Annotated in this window: 2 protein-coding genes (1 of these 2 running past the window's edge); both read left to right on the top strand. The window is 51.7% G+C overall.

Annotated elements, in window-relative coordinates:
- A protein-coding gene (locus ABIA61_RS03295; RefSeq protein WP_404580280.1) for a non-ribosomal peptide synthase/polyketide synthase crosses the window boundary here: on the top strand, positions 1–13,742 show its final stretch. The gene continues 28,363 nt to the left of window position 1, outside the view; only the last 13,742 of its 42,105 coding nucleotides appear in the window; the start codon falls outside the window, past its left edge; it ends in the stop codon at positions 13,740–13,742.
- Between the two features lie 164 nt (positions 13,743–13,906).
- The gene (locus ABIA61_RS03300; protein ID WP_404580281.1) at positions 13,907–25,144 is read left to right on the top strand and encodes an amino acid adenylation domain-containing protein; all 11,238 of its coding nucleotides are present in this window, start codon (positions 13,907–13,909) and stop codon (positions 25,142–25,144) included.
- Positions 25,145–25,151 lie beyond the last annotated feature (7 nt).

A 25,151-nucleotide genomic window follows, 5' to 3' on the forward strand; every position in this document is an offset into this window, starting at 1 on the left:
TGTACACCGGAGACACCACGGATATCGAACCTATCAATGAACCGCAGGATCTGGCGTATGTGATCTACACCTCCGGAACAACGGGACGTCCGAAGGGAGTCATGATCGAGCATCGCAGCTTGGTGAATACGGCTGCGGCGTATCGCCGGGATTACCGTCTGAACCAGTTCCCGGTACGGCTGCTGCAGCTGGCGAGCTTCTCCTTCGACGTATTCGTCGGGGATATCGCACGGGCGCTCTATAACGGCGGAACGATGGTGATTTGTCCGAAAGACGACCGGATTGATCTCAGCCGTCTGTATGACTGGATTCACGATTATCAGATTACGGTGTTTGAATCGACACCAGCTCTGATCGTACCGTTCATGCAGCATGTGCATGAACAGGGACTGGACATGAGCAGTCTGGAGCTACTCATCACCAGCTCGGATAGCTGCAATGTGGCGGATTACCGAGTGCTGCAAGAGCGGTTTGGCGCAGCTACTCGGATTATTAACAGCTATGGCGTAACGGAAGCGGCGATTGACTCCAGCTTCTACGACGAAGAGCTATCGAAGCTGCCAAGCAGCGGCAGTGTGCCGATTGGTCAGGCGTGGCTGAATGCACGTTTTTATATCGTGGACAGCCAATTGAATCCAGTACCTATCGGCGTACTGGGCGAGCTATGCATTGGCGGAGCTGGGGTAGCGCGTGGGTACCTGAACCGTGCGGATCTGACGGCCGAGAAATTCGTCGCGAATCCGTATGTGCCGGGTGAACGATTGTACCGCACAGGCGATTTGGCGCGGTGGATGCCGGACGGAAATGTGGACTTTATCGGCCGGATGGACTATCAAGTCAAAATCCGGGGCTACCGGATTGAACTGGGCGAGGTGGAAGCGCAGCTGCTGACCGTGGATGGTATTGAAAAAGCGATGGTCACCGCCTGGGAAAACGAAGATGGCAACAAGGACCTGTGTGCGTATCTCGTAGCCTCAGAGGCATTGAGCTTGCCGGAGCTACGCAATGCGCTGCAGCCAAAGCTGCCGGGCTATATGATCCCGACGTATGTCGTACAACTGGATCATTTCCCGCTGACACCTAACGGAAAAATCGACCGCAAAGCGTTGCCTGCGCCGGAAGCACGCTTGGGAGGTACGGAGTACGCTGCACCGCGGACATTGCTGGAAGAGCAACTGGTACGTATCTGGCAAAGTGTGCTGAATCATTCGCAGATAGGCATTAAGGATAACTTCTTTGAAGTGGGAGGACATTCTCTGCGTGCTACAACACTGGTGGCGAAAATTCATCAGGAGCTGCATCACAAGCTGGCGCTGCGAGATATTTTCCAATATCCGACGATTGAGCAACTGGTACAGGTGATGGGTGAACATCAGACACAGCACACGTATGTATCCATACCTGTTGTGGAGGAGCGCGCATATTATCCAGTTTCCTCGGCGCAAAAACGGATGTATGTTTTGAGTCATCTGGAAGGTGGAGAGGTTAGCTACAACATGCCGGAAGCTTTGATTATTGAAGGTTCCCTGGATAAAACGCGACTGGAGCAAGCCTTCCGTCAGCTGATTGCCCGTCATGAAACCCTGCGAACCAGATTCGATATGGTGGATGGCGAGGTTGTTCAACGTATTGAACCAAATGTCGAATTCAACGTCGAGCATGTGCGTGCAAGCGAAGAAGAGACACAGCAGTATGCACTGGACTTTGTACGTGCATTTGATCTCGCGCAAGCACCGTTGCTGCGGGTTCAGTTGGTAGAAAACGGACCGCAACGTCACGTTATGCTCTATGACATGCACCATATTATTTCGGATGGCGTTACTGAGGGAATTATCGTGCAGGAGCTTTCTCAATTGTATGCAGGCAAGGAGCTGCTGCCGCTTCGCATCCAGTACAAGGACTATGCCGTTTGGCAGCATGCAGATATGCAAAGTGAACGTCTTCATGAGCAAGAAAGCTATTGGCTGAAAACCATGGCTGGTGAAATTCCGGCGCTGGATATGCCAACAGATTTTGCAAGACCAGCCGTACAGCGTCTGGAAGGAACTCGATTGGATTTTGCCATCAGCATGGAGGACAGCGAGCAGTTGAAGCAGCTGGCCGCTCAAACCGGATCAACCTTGTACATGGTGTTGCTTGCAGCGTATAGCACGCTCTTGCATAAATATTCGGGGCAGGAGGACATTATCGTCGGAACGCCGATTGCGGGAAGACCACATGCGGAGTTGGGGGGCCTGATAGGCGTATTCCTTAACACGCTGGCGATCCGCAATTATCCATCTGGCGAGAAAACGTTCCTTGATCATCTGCGAGAGGTCAAAGAGCATGCGCTCAGTGCCTATGAGCATCAAGACTATCCTTTTGAAGAGCTGGTTGAAAAGCTGAATTTGACACGGGATACGAGCCGAAATGCGCTGTTTGACACGATGTTTGAGTTGAAAACATTTGAGCAGCAGGAGTTGGAGCTGGAAGGTCTGACCTTAAAGCCGTATCCGACGGAAAATAATACTGCCAAATTTGATTTGACTCTGGATGCAGTGGAGCAGCCGGAAGGTATCCTGTGCAGTCTGGAATACAGCACGGCGCTGTACAAGCCTGAAACCATCGCGCGATTGGCCAAGCATTTTACCGAACTTGTTCGTGCCATTACACTTCATCCACAGCAGCCACTGGCAGCTTTGGATATGGTAACCGTCGAGGAAAAAGCACAAATCATCTACGGTTTTGGAGATGTGGGGGTATCGGATGTTGCTGCCGTTGAAGCAGGAGCCCTGTTCCATACCTTTGTGGAGGAACAGGCGCAGCTTGTACCGGATCACGTGGCGGTTGTGTACGAGGAGCAACAGCTTACGTACCGCAAACTGAACGAGCGTGCGAACCAGTTGGCTCGTAGATTGCGAAATGAAGGCATTGAACGCGAGTCGATTGTCGGCATCTTGAGCGAACGTTCGGTGGATATGCTGGTCGGCGTACTGGCGGTATGGAAGGCAGGAGGCGCGTATGTGCCGCTGGATGCCGATTATCCGTCAGAACGTATTCGTTTCATGCTGGAGGACAGCGGTGCGACGGTACTCTTGACTCAAACAGGCTTGCAGGAGCGTGCGCAGGGATGGCTGGAGGAAAACAAAGCAACATCCGAACCAGCAACAGGACTGCGTCTGCATACCGTACTGGCGTTGGACGATGAGTCGCTGTACACCGGGGATACTGCGGATATCGAGCATATCAACGAGCCGCAGGATCTGGCGTATGTGATCTACACCTCCGGAACAACGGGACGTCCGAAGGGAGTCATGATTGAGCATCGGAGCTTGGTGAATACGGCTGCGGCGTATCGGCGGGATTACCGTCTGAACCAATTCCCGGTACGATTGCTGCAACTGGCAAGCTTCTCCTTTGACGTATTCGTCGGGGATATCGCACGGGCGCTCTATAACGGCGGAACAATGGTCATCTGCCCGAAAGACGACCGGATTGATCCGAGCCGTCTATACAGCTGGATTCGTGACTATCAGGTTACGGTGTTCGAATCGACACCGGCCTTGATCGTACCATTCATGCAGCATGTGCATGAACACGGACTGGACATGAGCAGTCTGGAGCTGCTGATCACCAGCTCGGATAGCTGTAGCGTGACAGATTACCGGGTGCTACAAGAACGATTTGGTGCAGATATTCGCATCATTAACAGCTACGGCGTAACGGAAGCAGCGATTGACTCCAGCTTCTATGACGAAGAGCTATCGAAGCTGCCAAGCAGCGGCAGTGTGCCGATTGGTCAGGCGTGGCTGAATGCACGTTTTTATATCGTGGACAGCCAATTGAATCCGGTACCTATCGGCGTACTGGGCGAGCTATGCATTGGCGGAGCCGGGGTAGCACGCGGGTACCTGAACCGTGCCGACCTGACGGCCGAGAAATTCGTGGCGAATCCGTACGTGCCGGGTGAACGATTGTATCGCACAGGTGACCTGGCACGGTGGATGCCGGACGGGAACGTGGACTTTATCGGCCGGATGGACTATCAGGTCAAAATCCGGGGCTACCGGATTGAGCTGGGCGAGATCGAAACCGTGATCCAGCGGGTGCCGGGTGTGCGTCAAGCGGTCGTGATCGACCGGACAGATGAGCGTGGGCACAAGTATTTGTGCGGCTATATCACGGGAGAAGCGGAGCTGCGGATCGAGGAGGTACAGGCTGAGCTGGAAGCAGGACTGCCGACACACATGGTGCCAGCACGCTTGATGCGACTGGAGACGATCCCGCTGACGAGCAACGGCAAAATCGACCGTAAGGCGTTGCCGGATCCGGAAGGCAGCATCCATACAGGTGCAGCCTATGTGGCACCGCGTACAACGGTCGAGCAGGTACTGGCTTCGGTATGGGCAGGGGTGCTCGGCGTGGAAGCGGTAGGCACGCAGGATAACTTCTTCGAGCTGGGCGGCGATTCGATCAAGGCCCTGCAGGTATCGTCCCGATTGCTGCAAGCAGGCTATCGACTGAACATGAAAGACCTGTTCAGCAATCCAACGGTGTCTGCATTGGCGCTGAAAGTCCAATCTGTGACAAGATTGGCAGATCAGAGCGAAGTGGTGGGCGCTGTGAAGCTGACACCAGTTCAACAATGGTTCTTTGAGCAAAACCTGACGGATGCTCATCACCATAACCAGTCCATCATGCTGCATAGCAAGGACGGTTTTGATGAAACGGCATTGCGTACAGCGATGGAGCAAATTGTTAGCCATCACGACGCGCTGCGTACCATTTTCCGTCCTACCGATCACGGATACGAAGCATGGAGCCGTGCGATTGGTGAGGGTAAGCTGTACACGCTGGAGCAGACGGACTTCCGCAATGAGACTGAGGTGTCTGCGGCCATTGAGGCCAAAGCGAATGAAATTCAAGCTGGAATTGATTTGAGTGAAGGACCGCTGGTGAAGCTGGGGCTGTTCCATTGCCCAGATGGAGACCATTTGCTGATTGCGATTCATCACTTAGTGGTGGACACCGTATCCTGGCGCATTTTGTTCGAGGATATTACAACAGCCTATGAGCAGGCATTGAACGGACAAGCGATTCGTCTTCCGTACAAAACGGATTCGTTCCGCACCTGGGCTGATGGACAATCTCAATATGCGAACGGTCCGGAAATTGCAGCGGAACTCACATTCTGGCAAGAAATTGAACAGGGAATGTATGAGCCGCTTCCAAAAGACCAGCCACAGTCCTATTCCTTAAATAGAGACAGCGATATCGTTACTGCCACGTGGACAGCTCAGGAAACGGAGCAGCTGTTAAAACAGGCGCATCGTGCCTACAACACGGATATGAATGATTTGCTGCTTACAGCATTAGGAATGACGATTCATCGCTGGGCTGGCATTGGACGAGTGCTCGTCAACCTGGAAGGTCATGGACGGGAGTCCATTTTGCCAGAGCTGGATATTACTCGCACCGTCGGCTGGTTCACGACTCAATTCCCGGTTGTGCTGGATATGAGCGTGGGACAAGACCTTTCACAGTGCATCAAACATGTGAAGGAAGGGCTGCGTCGCATTCCGCAAAAGGGTATCGGCTACGGTATTTTGAGATACCTGTCCGCCGCACGTGAGCAAGAGCGTTTTGTAACCGAGCCTGAAATCAGCTTTAACTATTTGGGACAATTTGATCAAGATATGCAAAATCAATCCATTGACGTATCTCCTTACTCCAGCGGTGAAGAGCTTGGCGCACATGCAGCCAGATCGCACACGCTAGACATTAATGGAATGATTTCGGAAGGCGAACTGCAATTGACGATCAGCTACAGCAATCAGGAATATCGCCGAGAAACGATGGAGCAGCTAGCCGAGGAGTTCAGAACCAGCTTGCGGGAAATCATTGCGCATTGCGCAGGCCGCAAACAACAGGAGCTGACTCCAAGCGATGTAATGCTTAAAAATGTAACCATGGCTGAGCTGGATCAATTGGTAGAGCGGACTCGTGACATTGGCAAACTGGAAAATGTATATGCGTTAACGCCGATGCAAAAAGGTATGCTGTTCCATAATCTGATGGATGCAAAGTCAGGTGCTTATTTTGAACAAACGACATTTGATTTGCGCGGACGCTTCCAAGCGGATATTTTCCAAGATAGCTTGAATCATTTGGCGCAGCGGCATGAGATTTTTAGAGCTAATTTCTACAGTGGTTGGCAGGATGAGCCGGTGCAGGTCATTTTCCGCCGCAAGGATATTGGTTTCAAATATGAGGATCTGCGTCATTTGGCTAAGCAGGAGCGTGACGCGTACGTGAAGGAATTTATTCGCAAAGACAAGGCAGCCGGATTCGATTTGTCCCAGGATGCATTGATGCGCGTGGCGATTTTACGAACAGGTGATGAGGATTATTATTTTGTGTGGAGCTCTCATCACATCTTGATGGATGGCTGGTGTGTGGCGTTGGTAACGGATGAGGTGTTTGAGGCTTATTTTGCAGCCGTCGAGCATAGAGAACCGAAGCTTGCCCCAGTTACTCCGTACAGTCAATATATTGAGTGGCTTGAAGCACAGGATGTAGAGGCTGCATCTTCATACTGGAAGGATTATTTGCTCGACTATGATCAGCAAACTTCGATTCCGACCGGAAAAGTAGGCGTGAAAGCGGAAGGTGCACAATTTGAGCATGTGCTGTGCGATCTGGGCAAGGATTTGACAGGCCGCATTGAAATGGTTGCCAAGGAGCACCACGTGACCACGAATACATTACTGCAAACGGCATGGGGCTTGCTGCTTCAAAAGTACAACGGTAGTGATGACGCTGTTTTTGGCGGTGTAGTGTCGGGTCGTCCGGCTGATATTTCGGGTATTGAAAATATGGTGGGCTTGTTCATTAACACCATTCCAGTACGTATCCGTAGTGGAGCTGAGGATACATTTGCCGACATGATCAGAGCGAATCAGAAGCAGGCGCTGGCTTCTCAAGCTTATGAAACGTATCCGCTATATGAAATTCAAGCCTTAAGCGAGCAAAAGCAAGACTTGATCAACCACATTATCGTGTTCGAAAACTATCCGGTGGAGGAGCAGGTCGAGCAACTTGGCGAAGGTGCAGAATCGGATTTTGAAATTAGCAACGCAGGTATGATTGAACAAACCAACTATGATTTCAATTTGCTCGTCATTCCGCTGGAAGCGATGAAAATCCGATTTGAATACAATGCGAAGCTCTATGATCGTGAAGCCGTTGAACGGACTCAGAGCCATCTGGTGCAGCTGCTGGAGCAAGTGACAGCGAAGCCAGACATTCAAGTGCATGAGTTGGATGTTTTAAGTGAGCAGGAGCGCGAGCAAATTCTGGGCGTATGGGGAGATACAGCCGTCAAGTATCCAAGGGAGCAAACGATCCATGGCTTGTTCGAAACACAAGCAGCGCAGACACCGGAGCAGGCAGCGTTGTTCTTCGAAGGAGAGCAGTTGACCTATCGCGAGCTGAATGAACGCGCGACTCGTCTGGCTCGTACTCTGCGCAATCAAGGCGTGACGAAGGATCGCCTGGTGGGACTGATGACCGAGCGTTCGGTAGACTTGATCGTGGGTATCTTAGGCATTTTGAAAGCCGGGGGTGCATATGTTCCGATCGATCCGACGTATCCAGAGGAGCGTATCCGCTACATGCTGAATGACTCGGGGGCAGAGCTGTTGTTGACGCAAAGCCATCTGCTGGACAAAGCTGCTTTTAATGGCAACGTGCTGGTGTTGGATGGGGCACAGGGTGTGTACCACGAGGATGGCTCCCATCTAGAGCCGTTGTCTGGTCCGAACGACCTTGCGTATGTGATTTATACGTCGGGTACGACGGGCCAGCCAAAGGGCGTCATGGTAGAACACCGTAATGTTGTACGTTTGGTGAAAAATACTAACTATGCGCAGTTGGATGCCGACACGCGCATTTTGCAGACAGGGGCTATTGTCTTCGACGCATCCACCTTTGAAATTTGGGGTGCGCTATTGAATGGTGGACAGCTGGTGCTGGTAAGTCAGGATGTCATTTTGGACGGGCCTAAGCTTAAGGAAGCTGTTCGCAATCATGGCATTACCACGATGTGGCTGACCGCGCCGCTCTTTAACCAGCTGTCCCAGCAGGATCTTGATCTGTTTGAGGGGGTACGGGAGCTGTTGGTCGGTGGTGATGTGCTGTCTGTACCGCATATTAACCGGGTAATGATAGCCCATCCGAACCTGCAGATTATTAACGGCTACGGCCCGACCGAAAATACGACCTTCTCCACAACACATACGATTACTGGCGTGCAATCAGGATCGGTACCAATTGGCAGACCGATCCATAACTCGACGGCGTATGTCGTGGACCGTTCGATGCGGCTCCAGCCTATCGGGGTATGGGGAGAACTGATCGTGGGCGGTGACGGGGTGGCACGTGGATACCTCAACCGTCCGGATCTGACGGCCGAAAAGTTCATCGACAGCCCGTTCCGCAGCGGAGAACGCTGCTATCGCACAGGCGACCTAGTACGCTTGAATGTGGACGGGACCCTGGAATATAAGGGACGGATCGACGCACAGGTGAAAATTCGCGGCTACCGGATCGAGCTGGGCGAGGTAGAAACCCAGCTGCTGAAGCTGGAGGCGGTGCGAGAAGCTGTGGTCATCGCACGAGAAGATGAGCAAGGGCAGAAGCAGCTCTGCGCTTATGTGGTCACCGATGAGGAAGTTGTGGCAAGTGAGCTACGCAGCGCTTTAAGCCAGGAGCTGCCAGGCTACATGATGCCGTCATATTTCATCCACTTGGAGCAGGTGCCGCTGACACCAAACGGTAAAATCGACCGCAAAGCACTACCGGCACCAGAGGTCAGTCTGCAAAGCGGAGCGGATTATGTTGCACCGCGGACATGGGTGGAAGTGAAGTTGGCCCAAATTTGGCAAGATGTACTTGGATTGGCACAGGTTGGAGTGAAGGAAAACTTCTTTGAGATTGGCGGACATTCACTGCGGGCGACAACCCTGGCCTCGAAGATTCACAAGGAGCTGAATAAGCCGCTTCCATTGCGCAGTATTTTTGAAGCACCAACGATTGAACAACTGGCAGCCGTTTTGGAACAGCTGGATCAAGTGAACTATGCGTCCATTCCGGTGACAGAAGCCCGTGGCTTCTACCCGTTATCCTCGGCGCAAAAACGACTGTATGTGCTGCATCAGTTCGACCCGAATGATGTGAACTACAACATGCCGTCGGTGCTGCAAGTGAGTGGTCCGCTCGATGTGAAACGAGTAGAAGACGCGTTCCGGCAACTGATCGCCCGCCATGCAACCTTGCGTACCCGCTTTGAACTAGTGGACAGTGAGCCGATGCAATGGATTGAGGAGATCGTGCCGTTCGAGGTGGAATATGCAAAGGTACAGGCAGAGGGTGCGACTACGGATACGGACATGATGGTCAGCAAGGAAACGCAAGAACTGGTACGGCGCTTTGTCCGTCCGTTCGTTCTGCAAGCAGCGCCGCTGCTGCGGGTAGGCTTGGTGGACCTGGGCGTACAAGGAGTGGAACAAGAACAACAGCATTTGCTTATGCTCGATATGCACCATATCGTCTCGGATGGTGTGTCCATGGGCGTACTGACTGATGAATTTGTCCGCTTGTATGAGGGTGAAGAGCTATCGCCATTGCGGATTCAGTACAAGGATTATGCGGTATGGCAGCAAAGCGAAGCCCATCAGGAGTGGATGCAGCGTCAGGAAGCGTACTGGCTCGACACCTTCCGGGGTGAGTTGCCTGTACTGGATGTACCTACGGACTTTGCCCGTCCGGCGGTACGCAGTACGGCAGGGGATACGGTCGTGTTCGGACTGGAGCATGAAGTTAGCGAACGCCTGAAAGAACTGGCGGCGCACACAGGCTCTACATTGTACATGGTGCTGCTGGCTGCGTACACCGCACTCTTGCACCAATACAGCGGCCAAGAGGACATGGTAGTCGGCACGCCGATTGCAGGACGACCGCATGCAGATCTGGAGTCGATCCTTGGGATGTTCGTTGGTACGTTGGCATTGCGAAACTATCCGACGGCAGAGCATACCTTCCGCAGCTACGTGGAAGAAGTGAAAGATCGTGCCCTGCAAGCATACGAACATCAGGACTATCCATTTGAGGAACTGGTGGAAAAGCTGAACGTGAAGCGGGATATGAGCCGCCATCCGCTGTTCGATACGATGTTTACGCTGCAAACCACTGAGGAAAGCGAATTGCAGCTGGCAGACCTAAGCTTCCGTCCATACGGCTTGGAACAAACGCCAGTCAAGTTTGATTTGATGCTGGAAGCCAGGGAGGAAGGGGTAGGCATCCAGTTTGGATTGCAGTATGCAACCGCGTTGTATCAACGGGAAACCGTAGAACGGATGACACGTCACTTCATTCGTTTGGCCGAAGCCGTGGCAGCGAACCCGGATGCGAAGTTGGGCGAGCTGGAGCTGATTACAGCGGAAGAAACCGAGCGGATTCTGAAGGTGTTCAATGACCCGAACGCGCATAGCGTGCGTGAAACAGAACAAGGTCGCTCGCTCAGCGAACGATTTGAAGAGCAAGCGAAGCGCAGCCCTGATCGGGTAGCGGTCGTGTCTGGGGGCACGACGCTGACCTACGCCGAGCTGAACGAGCGTGCGAACCGATTGGCCCGTGTGTTACGAGCGGAAGGAATCGATGCAGATCAACCGGTAGGCGTGTTACTGGAACGTTCTGCCGATATCCTGGTGAGCATTCTAGGAGTACTTAAGGCCGGAGGCGCGTATGTGCCGATGGATACCATGTATCCGCAGGAACGTATCGACTACATGCTCCAAGACAGCGGGGCAAAGGTCGTGATTACAAGCAGAGTCGCCAATCTCTCACTCAGCTTGCCATCCACAGTTCGAGCAGTAGTTCTTGACGATGAGAACGTTCAAGCTCAACTGGGAGCACAGGATGCGAGCAACCTGATCCCTGTGGCCCGCCCGCATAACCTGGCCTATATGATTTACACGTCAGGCACAACCGGTCAGCCGAAAGGTGTCATGATCGAGCAGGGCAGTGTCAGCAATCTGGTAGATGCTTTATTTGAGCGAGTATACAGCCGTTATGAACAGCCGCTTCATGTCGCATGGCTGTCGGCATTTGTATTTGACGCTTCGGTGAAGCAAATCTTTGCCAGCTTGTTATTAGGCCACACCTTGCATGTGGTATCCCGTGACGTCAGCCTGAGCGGGGAGCATTTGATCGCCTACTACCGAACGCACCGAATTGATCTGTCGGACGGCACACCTGCGCATCTGCATATTTTGAACGAAAGCGTCAGTGTGACGGAAGCGCCAGAAGTGAAGCATTACCTGATCGGCGGTGAAGCATTATCTGTACAACTGGTCAATGTGTTCCTGCACAAGTGGTCCGGGTACCGCCCGGTAATTACTAATGTGTATGGTCCGACCGAAACGACGGTAGATGCAACAGCTTATACGATTGAAGATGTAGAAGCCCTGAACGTGCTGCTGGAAAAAGGTGAACACACCGTATCCATCGGAACGCCGATAGCGAACCAGTCTGTGTACATCCTGAACAGCCAGCAGCAACTGGTGCCGATCGGTATCGCAGGTGAGCTCTATATTGGAGGTGCAGGTGTAGGAAGAGGATACCTGAACCTGCCGGAACTGACGGCAGAGAAGTTCATACCGAATCCGTTTGCCTCAGCTTCAGTGGAAGCTGAACAAGCTCCAGATGCCCACATCCACCGGATGTATCGGACGGGCGACCTGGCCCGATGGCTGCCAGATGGAAGCATCGAGTATTTAGGCCGGATCGACCACCAGGTGAAAATCCGGGGGTACCGGATCGAGCTGGGCGAGGTGGAAGCACAGCTGCTGACCGTAGACGGCATTCAGAAAGCCGTGGTCACGGCATGGGAAAGCGAAGACGGACATAAGGACCTGTGTGCCTACATCGTAGCCACAGCACCGCTGAGTCTGCCGGAGCTGCGCAATGCGCTGCAGCCGAAGCTGCCGGATTACATGATCCCGATATATGTTGTACAACTGGATCGTTTCCAGCTGACCCCAAGCGGAAAAATTGACCGCAAGGCGTTGCCAGCGCCGGAAACGCGCCTCGAAGGTGGCATGGAATACGTTGCGCCGCGGACGCCGCTCGAAGCCAAGCTTGCTCAAATTTGGCAGGATGTGTTGAAGCTGTCCAGCGTTGGAGTCACCGACTCATTCTTCGACATGGGTGGACACTCCCTGCGAGCAACAACGCTGGTGACCAAAATCCATCAGGAACTGGACAGCCGGATTACACTGCGTGAGGTGTTCCAGCACATTACGATTGAGCAGCAAGCCCAGCTCATAGCTACGCACGGCACAGACACCTATACGGTGATCCCTGCGGCGGCGAAACAGGCCTACTACCCGGTTTCCTCGGCTCAAAAACGTCTGTACATTTTGAGCCATCTGGAAGGTGGGGATGTCAGCTACAACATGCCGGATGTGCTAACGGTGGAAGGACCGCTTCAGGCAGATCGACTGGAGGAAGCATTCCGTCAGTTAATAGCCCGCCATGAAACGTTGCGGACTTCCTTTGAAATGGTGGAAGGCGAGGTTGTTCAGCGGGTTTACGATCAGGTTGAGTTTGCAGTAGAGCGCCTGCAGGTTAGTGAATCTGAAGCCGAAGCGTATATCGAATCCTTTGTACGCAGCTTTGATCTTCGGCAGGCACCACTGCTGCGTGTCCGGATCATTCAAACCGGACCAGAGCGCCATTTCCTGATGTACGACATGCACCATATTATTTCAGACGGTGTATCGTCTAACAATATCGTGCAGGAACTGGTACAGCTGTACGAGGAGCAGGAATTGGAGCCGCTGCCGATTCAGTACAAGGACTATGCCGTGTGGCAGCAGCAGGAAATGCAGCGTGAGTCATATCAACGCCGGGAACACTTCTGGCTGGAGCATTTAGCCGGAGAATTGCCGGTACTGGATTTGCCGATTGCTTATCCAAGACCTGCTGTTCGCAGCTTCGAGGGTGTGCTGTATGAATTTACAGTTGACCCGAATGTATCCGAACAACTGCACCGAATGGCGGCACAGACCGGAAGTACGTTGTACATGGTGCTATTGAGCGCCTACACCGTTCTGCTGTCCAAATACAGCGGTCAGGACGATTTGATCATCGGTACTCCGGTAGCAGGCCGCTTGTTGCCTGAGTTGGAGCCACTGATCGGAATGTTCGTCAATACGCTAGCCATCCGGCATCAGCCGAAGGGCAACCAAACGTTCCACAACTACTTGCTGGAAGCCAGAGATCGTACGCTGCAAGCCTTCGAGCATCAGGATTATCCACTGGAAGAGTTAGTGGAAAAGCTGGATGTAGCACGGGATACAAGCCGTAACCCATTGTTTGACACCATGTTTGCACTGGAAAATACGGAGTCGCAGGAAGCGAAGCTTGAGACCCTGTCCTTCAGTCCGTATGTTCGGGAGCATCGTATCTCCAAATTTGATTTGACCTTGTCCATGAGCGATGAAGACGGGGTGATCAAGGGTTCCTTTGAATATTGCACGAAGCTGTTTGGGGCAGAGGCGATTGAACGATTAACGGAAGATTTGATAGCGATTCTGTCACAGGTTGGGGCAAACCCGGATCTGCTGTTAAGCGAAATTCAGGTGAACTCGGGCGAGCAGCCGGAAGGCTTCTCACCGGATTCCATCGACTTTGTTTTCTAAATCATTTTCTAAAATGCAATGATTTCACTTTGCATGTGCAGAGGGCGGCGATTTGTCCGCCTGCCCTTGCCTGCAAAGTATTATTTTTCCGACACAACGCTCATCTACGTAACAACGCACCATTCCAACCGGGGTACAGACCCCATAAAGCAGGAGGGATGTCATTGAAAGCCTTATTTGAGAAGGAAAAAAATTACTGGAGTCATAAGCTGGAATCCGAGGATCATATCATCTGCCTTCCATACACCAACAACATGTCCAAGGATGCAATTGTAACGAATTTAAATTCCCTTACGTACACGCTCACTTTTCCATCTGAAATTTCCGGGCGAATATTGTCTATAACAGGTGGCGCTCCATGGGCAGTGTTTATGGTTCTGCTTGCTGGAGTAGAAAGTCTGTTACATAAGTACACAGGTGAGGAACGTGTGCTGCTGGGCATTCCGGTAGCCAAGTCTGGCAACGGTGCTACAAAGCCGATCAATCATCTGCTTATACTGAAAAACACACTGGATTCCACAACGACCTTCAAAGCCTTGCTGTCTCAAATCAAAACCTCTGTCAGCGAAGCGATTGAGCACCAAAATATACCTTTTTGGAACTATACCGAGGGGCTTGAAATTCCACGTAACGAGGATGAAAAGCCTCTGATTTACACCACGGCGTCTATGCAAAATATTCATATTCCTGATTTTTTGAATTATGTACAATCTGAGCTTGATTTGCAATTTCAGTGGGAAAATGCAGCGGTTTCTCTGAACGTGAAGTACAGTAGCGACCGTTATAACGAGGCGACGATTGAACGCTTTGTTGAGCAACTGTTGCGCTTGTACAGCGTTGTTCTGCATCAGCCAGAACTGGAGATTTCCGCAGCACAACTGCTGTCAGAGCAAGAAGTGGAGCAGCTGCTTCATACCTTCAACGATACAGCTGTGGATTATCCACGTCATGCGTCCATTCATGAATTGTTCCAGAAACAGGTGAAGCAGGTCCCACAGCAGGTGGCGGTAGTGTTCGGAAAAGATAGCCTAACCTATGGAGAATTGAATGAAAAGGCCAACCGTCTAGCTCATACATTACGTAAGCAAGGGATCTGCACCGAGCAGACTGTCGGCATTGTGGCTGAACGCTCGATTGAGATGATCGTCGGTATGCTTGCAATTCTCAAGGCAGGCGGAGCATATGTCCCGATTGACTCCGAATACCCGAATGAGCGCGTACGCTATTTGCTGGAGGATTCTGGTGCTAACATACTGCTCGTACAGCGAATGGAGCATCGGCCCGTTGATTTTAAGGGAACTGTGCTCGACCTGAGCGATTCCGCAATTTATGGAACGGATGATGCTGATCGTTTCGATCCGGTTTTGCGGAACGACAACGAGACGTATGCTGACGTAACTGGCATCGGATATGTAGATTGCTTAAACCCGCTCTACTCCATTTCCGCTAGTCCTGAGCTTGCTTCTACTACAACCACACAACCAGAAATTATACAACCAGAAGTTACGCAATCAGAACAAGTGGAGGCAACCGCTGCTGATCGCTTGGCCTATATCATGTACACCTCTGGAACAACTGGCCAGCCGAAAGGGGTTATGGTGGAACACCGCAATGTCGTCCGTCTAGTGAAAAATACAAACTACGCGCAATTGAATGCCGATACGCGTATTTTGCAGACCGGGGCCGTTGTCTTTGACGCGTCCACCTTTGAAATTTGGGGTGCGCTATTGAACGGTGGACAGCTGGTGCTGGTGAGTCAGGATGTCATTCTGGACGCGCCGAAGCTCAAGGAAGCGGTCCGCAGCCACGGCATTACCACGATGTTTCTGACCACACCGCTCTTTAACCAGTTGTCCCAGCAGGATCTGGCGCTGTTCGAGGGGATACGGGAGCTGCTGGTCGGCGGGGATGTGATGTCCGTTCCGCATATGAACCGGGTGCTGGAGGCTCATCCTTCCCTGCGGATCAGTAACATCTATGGCCCAACCGAAAATACGACCTTCTCCACCATGCATGCGATCGCCGGTGTGCAATCCGAATCGGTGCCAATTGGCCGCCCAATCACTAACTCAACGGCGTATGTCGTGGATCGCTCGATGCAGCTCCAGCCTGTCGGGGCGTGGGGTGAGCTGATCGTCGGCGGTGACGGGGTAGCACGTGGCTACCGCAACCGTCCGGACCTGACGGCTGAAAAGTTCATCGACAGTCCGTTCCGCAGCGGAGAACGCTGCTATCGCACAGGCGACCTGGTACGCTGGAAGGCGGACGGGGCGCTGGAATACAAGGGACGGATCGACGCCCAGGTGAAAATTCGGGGCTACCGGATCGAGCTGGGCGAGGTGGAAGCGCAGCTGTTGAAGCTGGAGGCGGTGCAAGAATCCGTCGTTATTGCACATGAGGATGAGCAGGGGCAAAAGCAGCTCTGCGCTTATGTGGTGACCCATGAGGAAGTAACAGCAAGTGAGTTGCGCAGCGCTTTGAGCCAAGAATTACCGGGCTACATGGTGCCGTCATATTTTGTACAGCTGGAGCAATTGCCACTGACACCGAACGGCAAGGTGGATCGCCGGGCGTTGCCGCAGCCGGAGGGAAGTATAAGCTCAGGCGCAGAATATGTAGCTCCTCAAAATCAATTACAAGTACAACTGGCGAGTATCTGGAAAGATGTGCTGGAGCTTGAGCGCATTGGGATTAAGGATAACTTTTTTGAAGCAGGAGGGCACTCCCTGCGAGCGACACATGTTATATCACTTATTCATAAGGAATTGCATAAAAATGTGCAGCTAAAGGACCTGTTTCAGCACCCGACGATTGAACAGCTTGCGCAGGTGATTGAAGCGCTGGAGCAAACCGCCTATGAATCCATACCTGTTACGGAGAATAAGCCATTTTATGCGGTGTCCTCGGCACAAAAACGGATGTATATCCTCAATCAGCTTGATGGAGCGGGAATTAGCTATAACATTCCTGGCGCTCTGACACTGACAGGTTCATTTGATCATAATGCACTGGACAATGCGTTCCGCCAGCTTATTGACCGCCATGAAATATTGCGTACCAGCTTTGAGACCATGAACGGTGAACCTGTCCAGCGAGTACATGACGAAGTTTCTTTTCGTATGGAGTTGATTCATGCCCATGGAGCTGACCCAAAGGAGACGGACGAACTAGTACGCGACTTTGTCCAGCCGTTCGATCTTGGACAGGCTCCGCTTTTCCGAGTCGGTTTGATTGAAACAGATCCAGAGCATCATATTTTACTACTGGATATGCATCACATCATTTCGGACGGTACCTCTATAAATGTGATGATTCAGGACTTCATCCATTTATATACAGGTGACACACTGCCACCATTGCGCATTCAGTATAAGGACTACGCTGCTTGGCAACAGGAGCAGCAGCAAAGTGAACGCTATCGGCAGCAGGAAAGCTACTGGCTGAATACCTTCGCAGGAGAGCTGCCTGTGCTGGATATACCAACCGATTATCCACGTCCGGCGACGAGAAGCTTTGAAGGAGATTTGCTGGAATTTACGCTCGATCAACGGCAGAGCGAAGGTTTAAAAAGCATTGCGGTACAGACGGAATCGACATTATATATGGTGCTATTGGCAGCTTATACGTCTTTGCTTAGCCACTACAGCGGGCAGGAGGATATTATTGTCGGTTCGCCGATTGCGGGGCGGCCCCATGCTGATCTTGGTAGCCTGATCGGGATGTTTGTGAATACGCTGGCAATTCGCAATTATCCGGAAGGTGGTAAGACCTTCCGCGATTATGTATTAGAGGTCAAGGAAAACGCATTGAAAGCTTTTGAACATCAGGATTATCCGTTTGAAGAGCTGGTGGACAAGCTGGACGTGGATCGAGATTTAAGCCGTAATCCGTTATTTGATACCATGTTTGCTCTACAAAATTTGGAGCAAAAGGATCAGCAACTGGAAGGTTTGCAATTGGCACCCTATCCGAGTGAACAAAATACCGCGAAATTTGATTTGAGTCTGTTCGCGATGGAGGATGGGGAGCAAATTGTCTTCGGTCTTCAATACGGAACCCGGCTGTACAAACGGGAAACCATCGAACGACTGGCTGTACATTTGCAGCAGCTTATCCATGCGGTGATAGAACAGCCGGATATCGCTCTTTCGGCTATTGAAATGGTTTCGTACCAAGAAAAAGAGCAGATTGTAATGCAATTCAACGATACAGTAGCAGACTATCCGTATCCACGTGATCAAGTGCTGCATGTGCTGTTCGAGGAACAGGCCGCACAATCACCGGATCGGCTGGCTGTCACCTTTGCGGACACACAGCTCACCTACCACGAACTGAAAGAACGCTCCGACCGTCTGGCACGTATACTCGCTTCTCATGGGATACGGCGCGGCTCCGAGCCAGAGATACAGCGAGTAGGGATTATGGCGGAGCGCTCCATTGAAATGATCGTGGGTATGCTGGCGATTTTGAAGGCCGGAGGGGCTTACGTTCCCATTGATCCCGAATATCCTGAGGAGCGTATCCGTTATTTACTGGAGGATTCCAGTACTCGGCTGTTACTTTCACAGCGACGTGAGCAGGTTCCTTTTGAACCAGGTATTCCGATCATAGATTTGAGTGATGAACAACGATGGAGTAGCGAATCTGAACTTTACGCTCATGTGGATGAATCTGCTGCTGTTCCAATGGAGGGATCTTCCTCGGATCTTGCGTATGTGATCTACACCTCTGGTACGACAGGCAAGCCGAAGGGCGTGATGATCGATCACCGTAATGTCGTGCGTTTGGTGAAAAACAAAAGCTATGCCACGCTTGACGAAAATACGCGTATGCTGCAAATGGGTGCCGTGGTGTTCGATGCCTCCACGTTTGAAATCTGGGGAACGCTGCTGAACGGAGGTCAACTGTATGTGGTAAGTCATGACACTATTTTGGACGCCGCCAAGCTCAAACAGGCGATTGACAAGTATCGTATTAACACCATGTTCATGACCACGGCTTTATTCAATCAGCATTCACAGCAAGCTATTGGAGTGTTTTCCTCCCTGAAGGAATTGCTTGTGGGTGGTGATGTGTTATCCATACCACACGTCAATCGTGTGCTGAAGGAGCACCCGCAGCTTCGTTTGGCCAATATTTATGGGCCGACGGAAAACGCCACCTTTTCCACCATCTATGACATTACAGAACCGCAAACCCAAGCTATTCCCATTGGGCGTCCGATTGATCATTCGACCGCGTATGTGGTCAATCGTTCGTTGAAGCTGCAGCCGATCGGAGCCTGGGGGGAACTGATCGTCGGTGGTGACGGTGTGGGACGTGGATATCTGAATCGGCCGGAGCTCACGGCGGAAAAGTTTATAGAAAGTCCGTTCCGGCCCGGGGAGCACTGCTATCGTACAGGGGATTTAGTGCGTTGGCGTGCAGATGGCGTGTTGGAGTACAAGGGAAGAATGGATGAGCAGGTCAAAATTCGCGGCTACCGCATTGAGCTGGGTGAAATAGAAACCCGTTTGTCCACGATTGCAGGAGTGAAGGAATCGATTGTTACCGTACGGCAGGATGATAACGGGCAAAAACAGTTGTGTGCTTATTTTGTAACAGACAGCGAATTGAGCGCCAGTGACTTACGTAACGTTTTGTCGCAGGATCTGCCTGGCTATATGGTGCCTTCCTATTTTGTGCAACTTTCCAGACTGCCTTTGACGCTGAATGGTAAAGTAGACCGCAGGGCTCTGCCTGCACCGGAGCAAAACGTCGATACAGGCATGGATTATGTAGCACCCGAGACGGATGTTCAGCAAGCACTGGCTACCGCCTGGGGGGCAATTCTTGGGATTCAGCGAGTGGGCATACAGGATAACTTTTTCCATCTGGGTGGCGACTCCATCAAGGCCATTCAAGTGTCGTCCCGATTGTTTCAGGCTGGATACAAGCTGGAGATGAAGGACTTGTTCAAATACCCGACGATTGCGGGACTAAGCAAATTTATTCAGCCTGTTAACCGAATAGCAGAGCAGGGAGAGGTTACGGGATCTGTTTTGCTTACACCGATTCAGCGCTGGTTTTTTGAACAGCCAACGGCAGAGCCGCACTATTTTAACCAATCTGTCATGCTCTATCGACAAGAAGGCTACGATGAACAGGCACTTCGGCAGGCGCTCCATCAGATTACAGCGCACCATGATGCATTGCGTATGGTTTTTCGTTCGTCGGAGAATGGGTATACGGCATGGAATCGTGGTATAGAGGAAGGCGAACCATACCATCTGGAAATCTTTGATTATAGGGACAGCAAAGTAAACGAGGGCGATTTGGCGAAGATGGTTGAAGCCAATTGCAATGAAATTCAATCCAGCATTTCCCTAAGCGAAGGGCCGCTCATGAGGCTGGGGCTGTTCCGTTGCCCGGATGGAGATCATCTGCTGGTCGCGATTCACCATTTGGTGGTGGACGGGGTATCCTGGCGCATTTTATTCGAGGATTTGGCAACTGCTTATGATCAGGCCTCCAAGGGGGAACCGGTGATTCAGTTACCTCATAAAACGGATTCGTTCCAAACGTGGGCCCAGCAGCTGTACGCTTATGCCAATAGCCCAGCCATGGAACGTGAGCGCTCGTACTGGGAGGAGCTTGCACAAGCCGAGCTGGCTCCCTTGCCGCAGGATTACGGGCATCATGAGCACAAAAATCCGTTGATTGGTGACAGTGAGTCGGTTACCGCTGTATGGACTAGTGCGGAGACAGAGCAACTGCTCAAACAGGCCAATCGTGCCTACCACACGGAGGTTAACGATCTGCTGCTGACAGCGGTAGGGATGGCATTGCAAGCGTGGAGCGGAAATGAGCGTTTCCTGATAAATCTGGAGGGGCATGGACGCGAAGCTATTTTACCTGAGGTAGACATTACCCGAACAATTGGGTGGTTTACAAGCCAATATCCTGTTTTGCTTAATATGCCGCAAGAAATTACTCTTTCGCAACGGATTAAGCATGTGAAGGAAGGACTGCGCGGCATCCCGAAAAAAGGGATTGGCTACGGTGTACTGAAATATGTAGCTGATCACCAGGAGCAGGTAACATCTCCAGCCTTATTTGAGGCAGATCCAGAAATAAGCTTTAACTATTTGGGACAATTCGATCAGGATATGAAAGGAAATGATCTGGAGTCATCCCCTTACAGTGGGGGCATGCCACTAAGCCCGACCATGGCTCGGACGTATACGCTGGATTTTGGCGGCATCATTTCGGGAGGTCAGCTGGGTCTGACGATTAGCTATAGCCGTACCAGCTATCGACCAGAGACGATAGAGCGGTTGGCGAAATTACTGGAATCGAGCCTGCGTGAAATTTTGACGCATTGCATTCATAAAGAACAGCCGGAGCTGACCCCAAGTGATATTTCCTATAAAGGAATGAGTGTGGAGGGCTTGGACAGCCTGTTATCTGAAATGGGTGCTGCGGGTGAGGTTGACAATGTATATGCACTGACCCCGATGCAAAAAGGAATGCTGTTTCACAGCCAACTGGATAGTCAAGCAGCCGCGAATGACGCGTATTTTGAGCAGGTTTCTTATGATATGCGAGGTCGGATGGACATTCGGGCTTTTGCAGAAAGCCTGAATATTCTGGTTCGGCGACATGAGGCGCTGCGTACACATTTTTATTTTGGCCGGGATACGGAGCCGTTGCAGGTGGTGTATCGAAGTCGGGATTGCGGCTTTCAATATGAGGATTTACACAAGCTGGATGTGGGTACAAGAGATACCTGGGTGAAAAACTTCGAGTTGGAGGATAGAGCACGGGGCTTTGATCTGCGTCGAGATGTCCTGCTGCGTGTAGCGATTTTACGTACCGGAGAAGACAGCTATCATTTTGTATGGAGCTTCCATCATATCGTCATGGACGGCTGGTGTCTGTCCCTTATAAATAAAGAAGTGTTTGAAAGCTATGCAGCACTTCAGGAGGGCAGAGTGCCAGAGCTGGCACCGGCAGTGCCGTACAGCAGCTTTATTGAATGGCTGGAAGCACAGGATGGCAAGGCGGCAGCCGACTACTGGAGCAGCTATTTATCCGGGTATGAGCAGCAAACAGCACTACCAGCTATAAAATCCGGTCGAAAGAGTGAAGGCTACAAGGCCAGCGATTGGGCGACGGATTTGGAGCGTGAGCTGACCCTCCGGGTGGAGGAGACGGCTAAGCGGTATCAGGTGACCATGAATACGTTATTACAAACCGCATGGGGGATTGTGCTGCAAAAATATAACAACCACAGTGATGTCGTATTTGGCAGTGTTGTCTCAGGTCGTCCATCGGATATTATCGGGGTCGAGGATATTATCGGCTTGTTCATTAATACTATTCCCGTTCGCATCCGCTGCGAGGCAGGGGAATCTTTTGCAGAAGTTATGAAGAAAATGCAAGAGCAGGCGCTGGCTTCTCATGCATATGATACGTATCCACTGTTTGAAATTCAGGCATTGACCGACCAGAAGCAGGATTTAATTAACCATATTATGGTGTTTGAAAATTATCCGGTGGAGGAGCAGGTCGAGGAACTGGGAATTGACGGGCAGGAACCATTCCCGATTTCCAACGTGGTGGCTGCAGAGCAGACCAACTACGAACTGAACCTCGTCGTTATGCCGGGAGAATGCATAAAGATTCGTTTTATGTATAACGCGTTAAGCTTTGATCAAACAGACATTGAGCGTCTGCATGGACATTTTGTGAACCTGTTGGAGCAAGTTTTGCTTAACCCGAATGTTTGCGTAGAAGAGCTGGAACTGGTTACAGCGGCGGAAAAACAACAAATTACAGGAGAGTTTAATGACACTGCCTCTGCATATCCAAGCAATCACACGATCCAAAAACTGTTTGAGGAGCAGGCAGAGCGCACGCCGGATCATATTGCTGTAGCTTTGGGTCATCAATCATTGACCTATCGAGAACTCAATGAGACGGCCAACCGTCTTGCACGTACCCTGCGTGCGGAAGGCGTTGAACCGGATCAGCCGGTAGGCATTTTAGTACAGCGCTCGCTGGAAATGATCGTGGGCATCTATGCGATCCTCAAGGCAGGCGGCGCATATGTACCAATTGACCCGGAATATCCGACGGACCGGATCCGTTTCATGCTGGAGGACTCGGGAGCGAAGCTGGTGCTGACGCAATCGCATTTGGCCGAGCAAGCGTCGCTGAGCTTCGACGGCAAGGTGCTGGTGCTGGACAGCGAAGAAATTTACCAAGAAGACGGCTCGAATTTGGCACCGCTGGCTGGTCCGCACCATGTAGCCTATGTCATCTACACCTCCGGCTCCACTGGAAAACCGAAGGGCGTTATGGTCGAACACCATTCCGTGCTGAACCGGATTTTGTGGATGCATGACCGTTACGGCTTGAGTGCGGAGGATACGATCCTGCAAAAGACCGCCTTCACCTTCGACGTGTCGGTGTGGGAACTGTTCTGGTGGTCGATGGTTGGCTCGAAGGTGAGTCTGTTGTCGGTTGGCGGGGAAAAGAATCCGGAGGACATCGTCGAAACGATTGCCCGCGATAGCGTAAGCACGATGCACTTTGTGCCTGCGATGCTGCATGCATTCCTGGAGTATGTGGAGCAGCAGCCGCAGGAAGTAATGCAAGCGAAGCTGGGAACGCTGCGTCATGTATTTGCCAGTGGGGAAGCGTTGCCTCCGCAGCATGTGGCACGTTTCCAACGGCTCGTGTCAGGAATCGCTGGAGCGAAGCTGATCAACCTGTACGGACCGACGGAAGCCACGGTGGACGTATCGTATTTCGATTGCGAGCCGACGGAGGAATATGCCGTTATTCCAATCGGAAAACCGATTCAGAACATCCGTCTGTACATCGTGAAGGAAGGGACGGAGCAAATGCAGCCGATTGGGGTAGCAGGGGAGCTGTGCATCGGCGGTGTAGGCGTAGCGCGAGGCTATCTGAACCGTCCAGAACTGACGGCAGAGAAATTCGTTGCTGATCCGTTTGCCGGTGGCGAAGCAGGCGATGAGCGGATGTACCGCACGGGCGATTTGGCGAGATGGATGCCGGACGGCAACATCGAATATTTGGGCCGGATCGACCATCAGGTGAAAATCCGGGGGTACCGGATCGAGCTGGGCGAGGTCGAATCGCAGTTGTTGAAGGTGGAGTCGGTACGAGAAGCGGTCGTCATGGCCCGTGCAGATGAAACAGGCCAGCAGCAATTATGTGCTTACTTCACTTCCGATGAACAGCTGACCATCCGTGAGATTCGAGCTGTGATGTCGGCCAGTCTGCCGAACTATATGATTCCATCCGCATTCGTACAGCTGGATCGGTTACCGCTGACGACAAACGGCAAAATCGACCGCAAAGCTTTACCTGTGCCGGACAAAGCGCTGCACACGGGCATAGAATATGTCGCACCGCGAACCGATGTGGAGCAGTTGCTGGCAGCCATTTGGCAGGAAGTGCTCGAAATCCCGCAAGTGGGTATCCACGATGACTTTTTCACGTTGGGGGGACATTCCTTGAAAGTGCTGGAGCTTGTACGCAAAGTCCACCTTGCCACAGACATCGAGCTTCCAATCCGCAGTGTTCTGGAGTTCCCGACCATCGAAGAGCAGGCGCTCGCATTATTGAAATCGGATTTGCAATCTAAGGCAGATAGTCCAATCATTCGATTGAATGAACACGGTCCTGTCTCCATCTTCTGCTTTCCGCCCATGCTTGGATACGGGCTGTCGTTCGCGGAGCTTGCGAAACAACTGGATCAGGATGCAGTCGTGTATGGATTGGAGTTCGTAGATGATGCAGCGGATGAGCAGGAAATGCTGGCACGGTATGTTGATTTGATCGTCAGCACGCAAGCGCAAGGTCCGTATGTGCTGCTTGGTTATTCCATAGGCGGTAACCTGGCGCATAAGGTTGCCGACACACTGGAGCGTCAAGGTCATGCTGTATCCGACATTTTGATGCTCGATTCGGTCAAAAGGAAGGAAGCCCTGCCCTTCACAGTCGAAGAAACAGAGCACGAAATTCATGCCATGCTGGAACAGGTTCCCGAATCCTACCGTGAGCTGTTGAATGAAACATACCAGCGTAAAATGATCGCTTACGCGGTGTATGGCAACCAGCTTGTGAATACAGAGAGCGTTCAGGCGAATATTCACGGCTTTGTCGCCGTTGGATCGGAAACGGTCAAGGGTACAGGAGACAATCGACTTTTATGGAAAGACGCTACACAAGGAAGCTATGAAGAGCATAGCTTGATTGGCAATCATTATGAACTGCTGGAACCCGGATTTATCGAGGAAAATGTAAAAAGTATCCGTGCCGCAATACAAAACATAATCCGGAACATGGACAAAGACATGGCACAAGATCTGGCACATCATAATTCTTGAAAAACTA

The organism is Paenibacillus sp. RC21, from assembly GCF_044907935.1.
In the GTDB taxonomy this organism is placed as follows: Bacteria; Bacillota; Bacilli; order Paenibacillales; family Paenibacillaceae; genus Paenibacillus; species Paenibacillus terrae_A.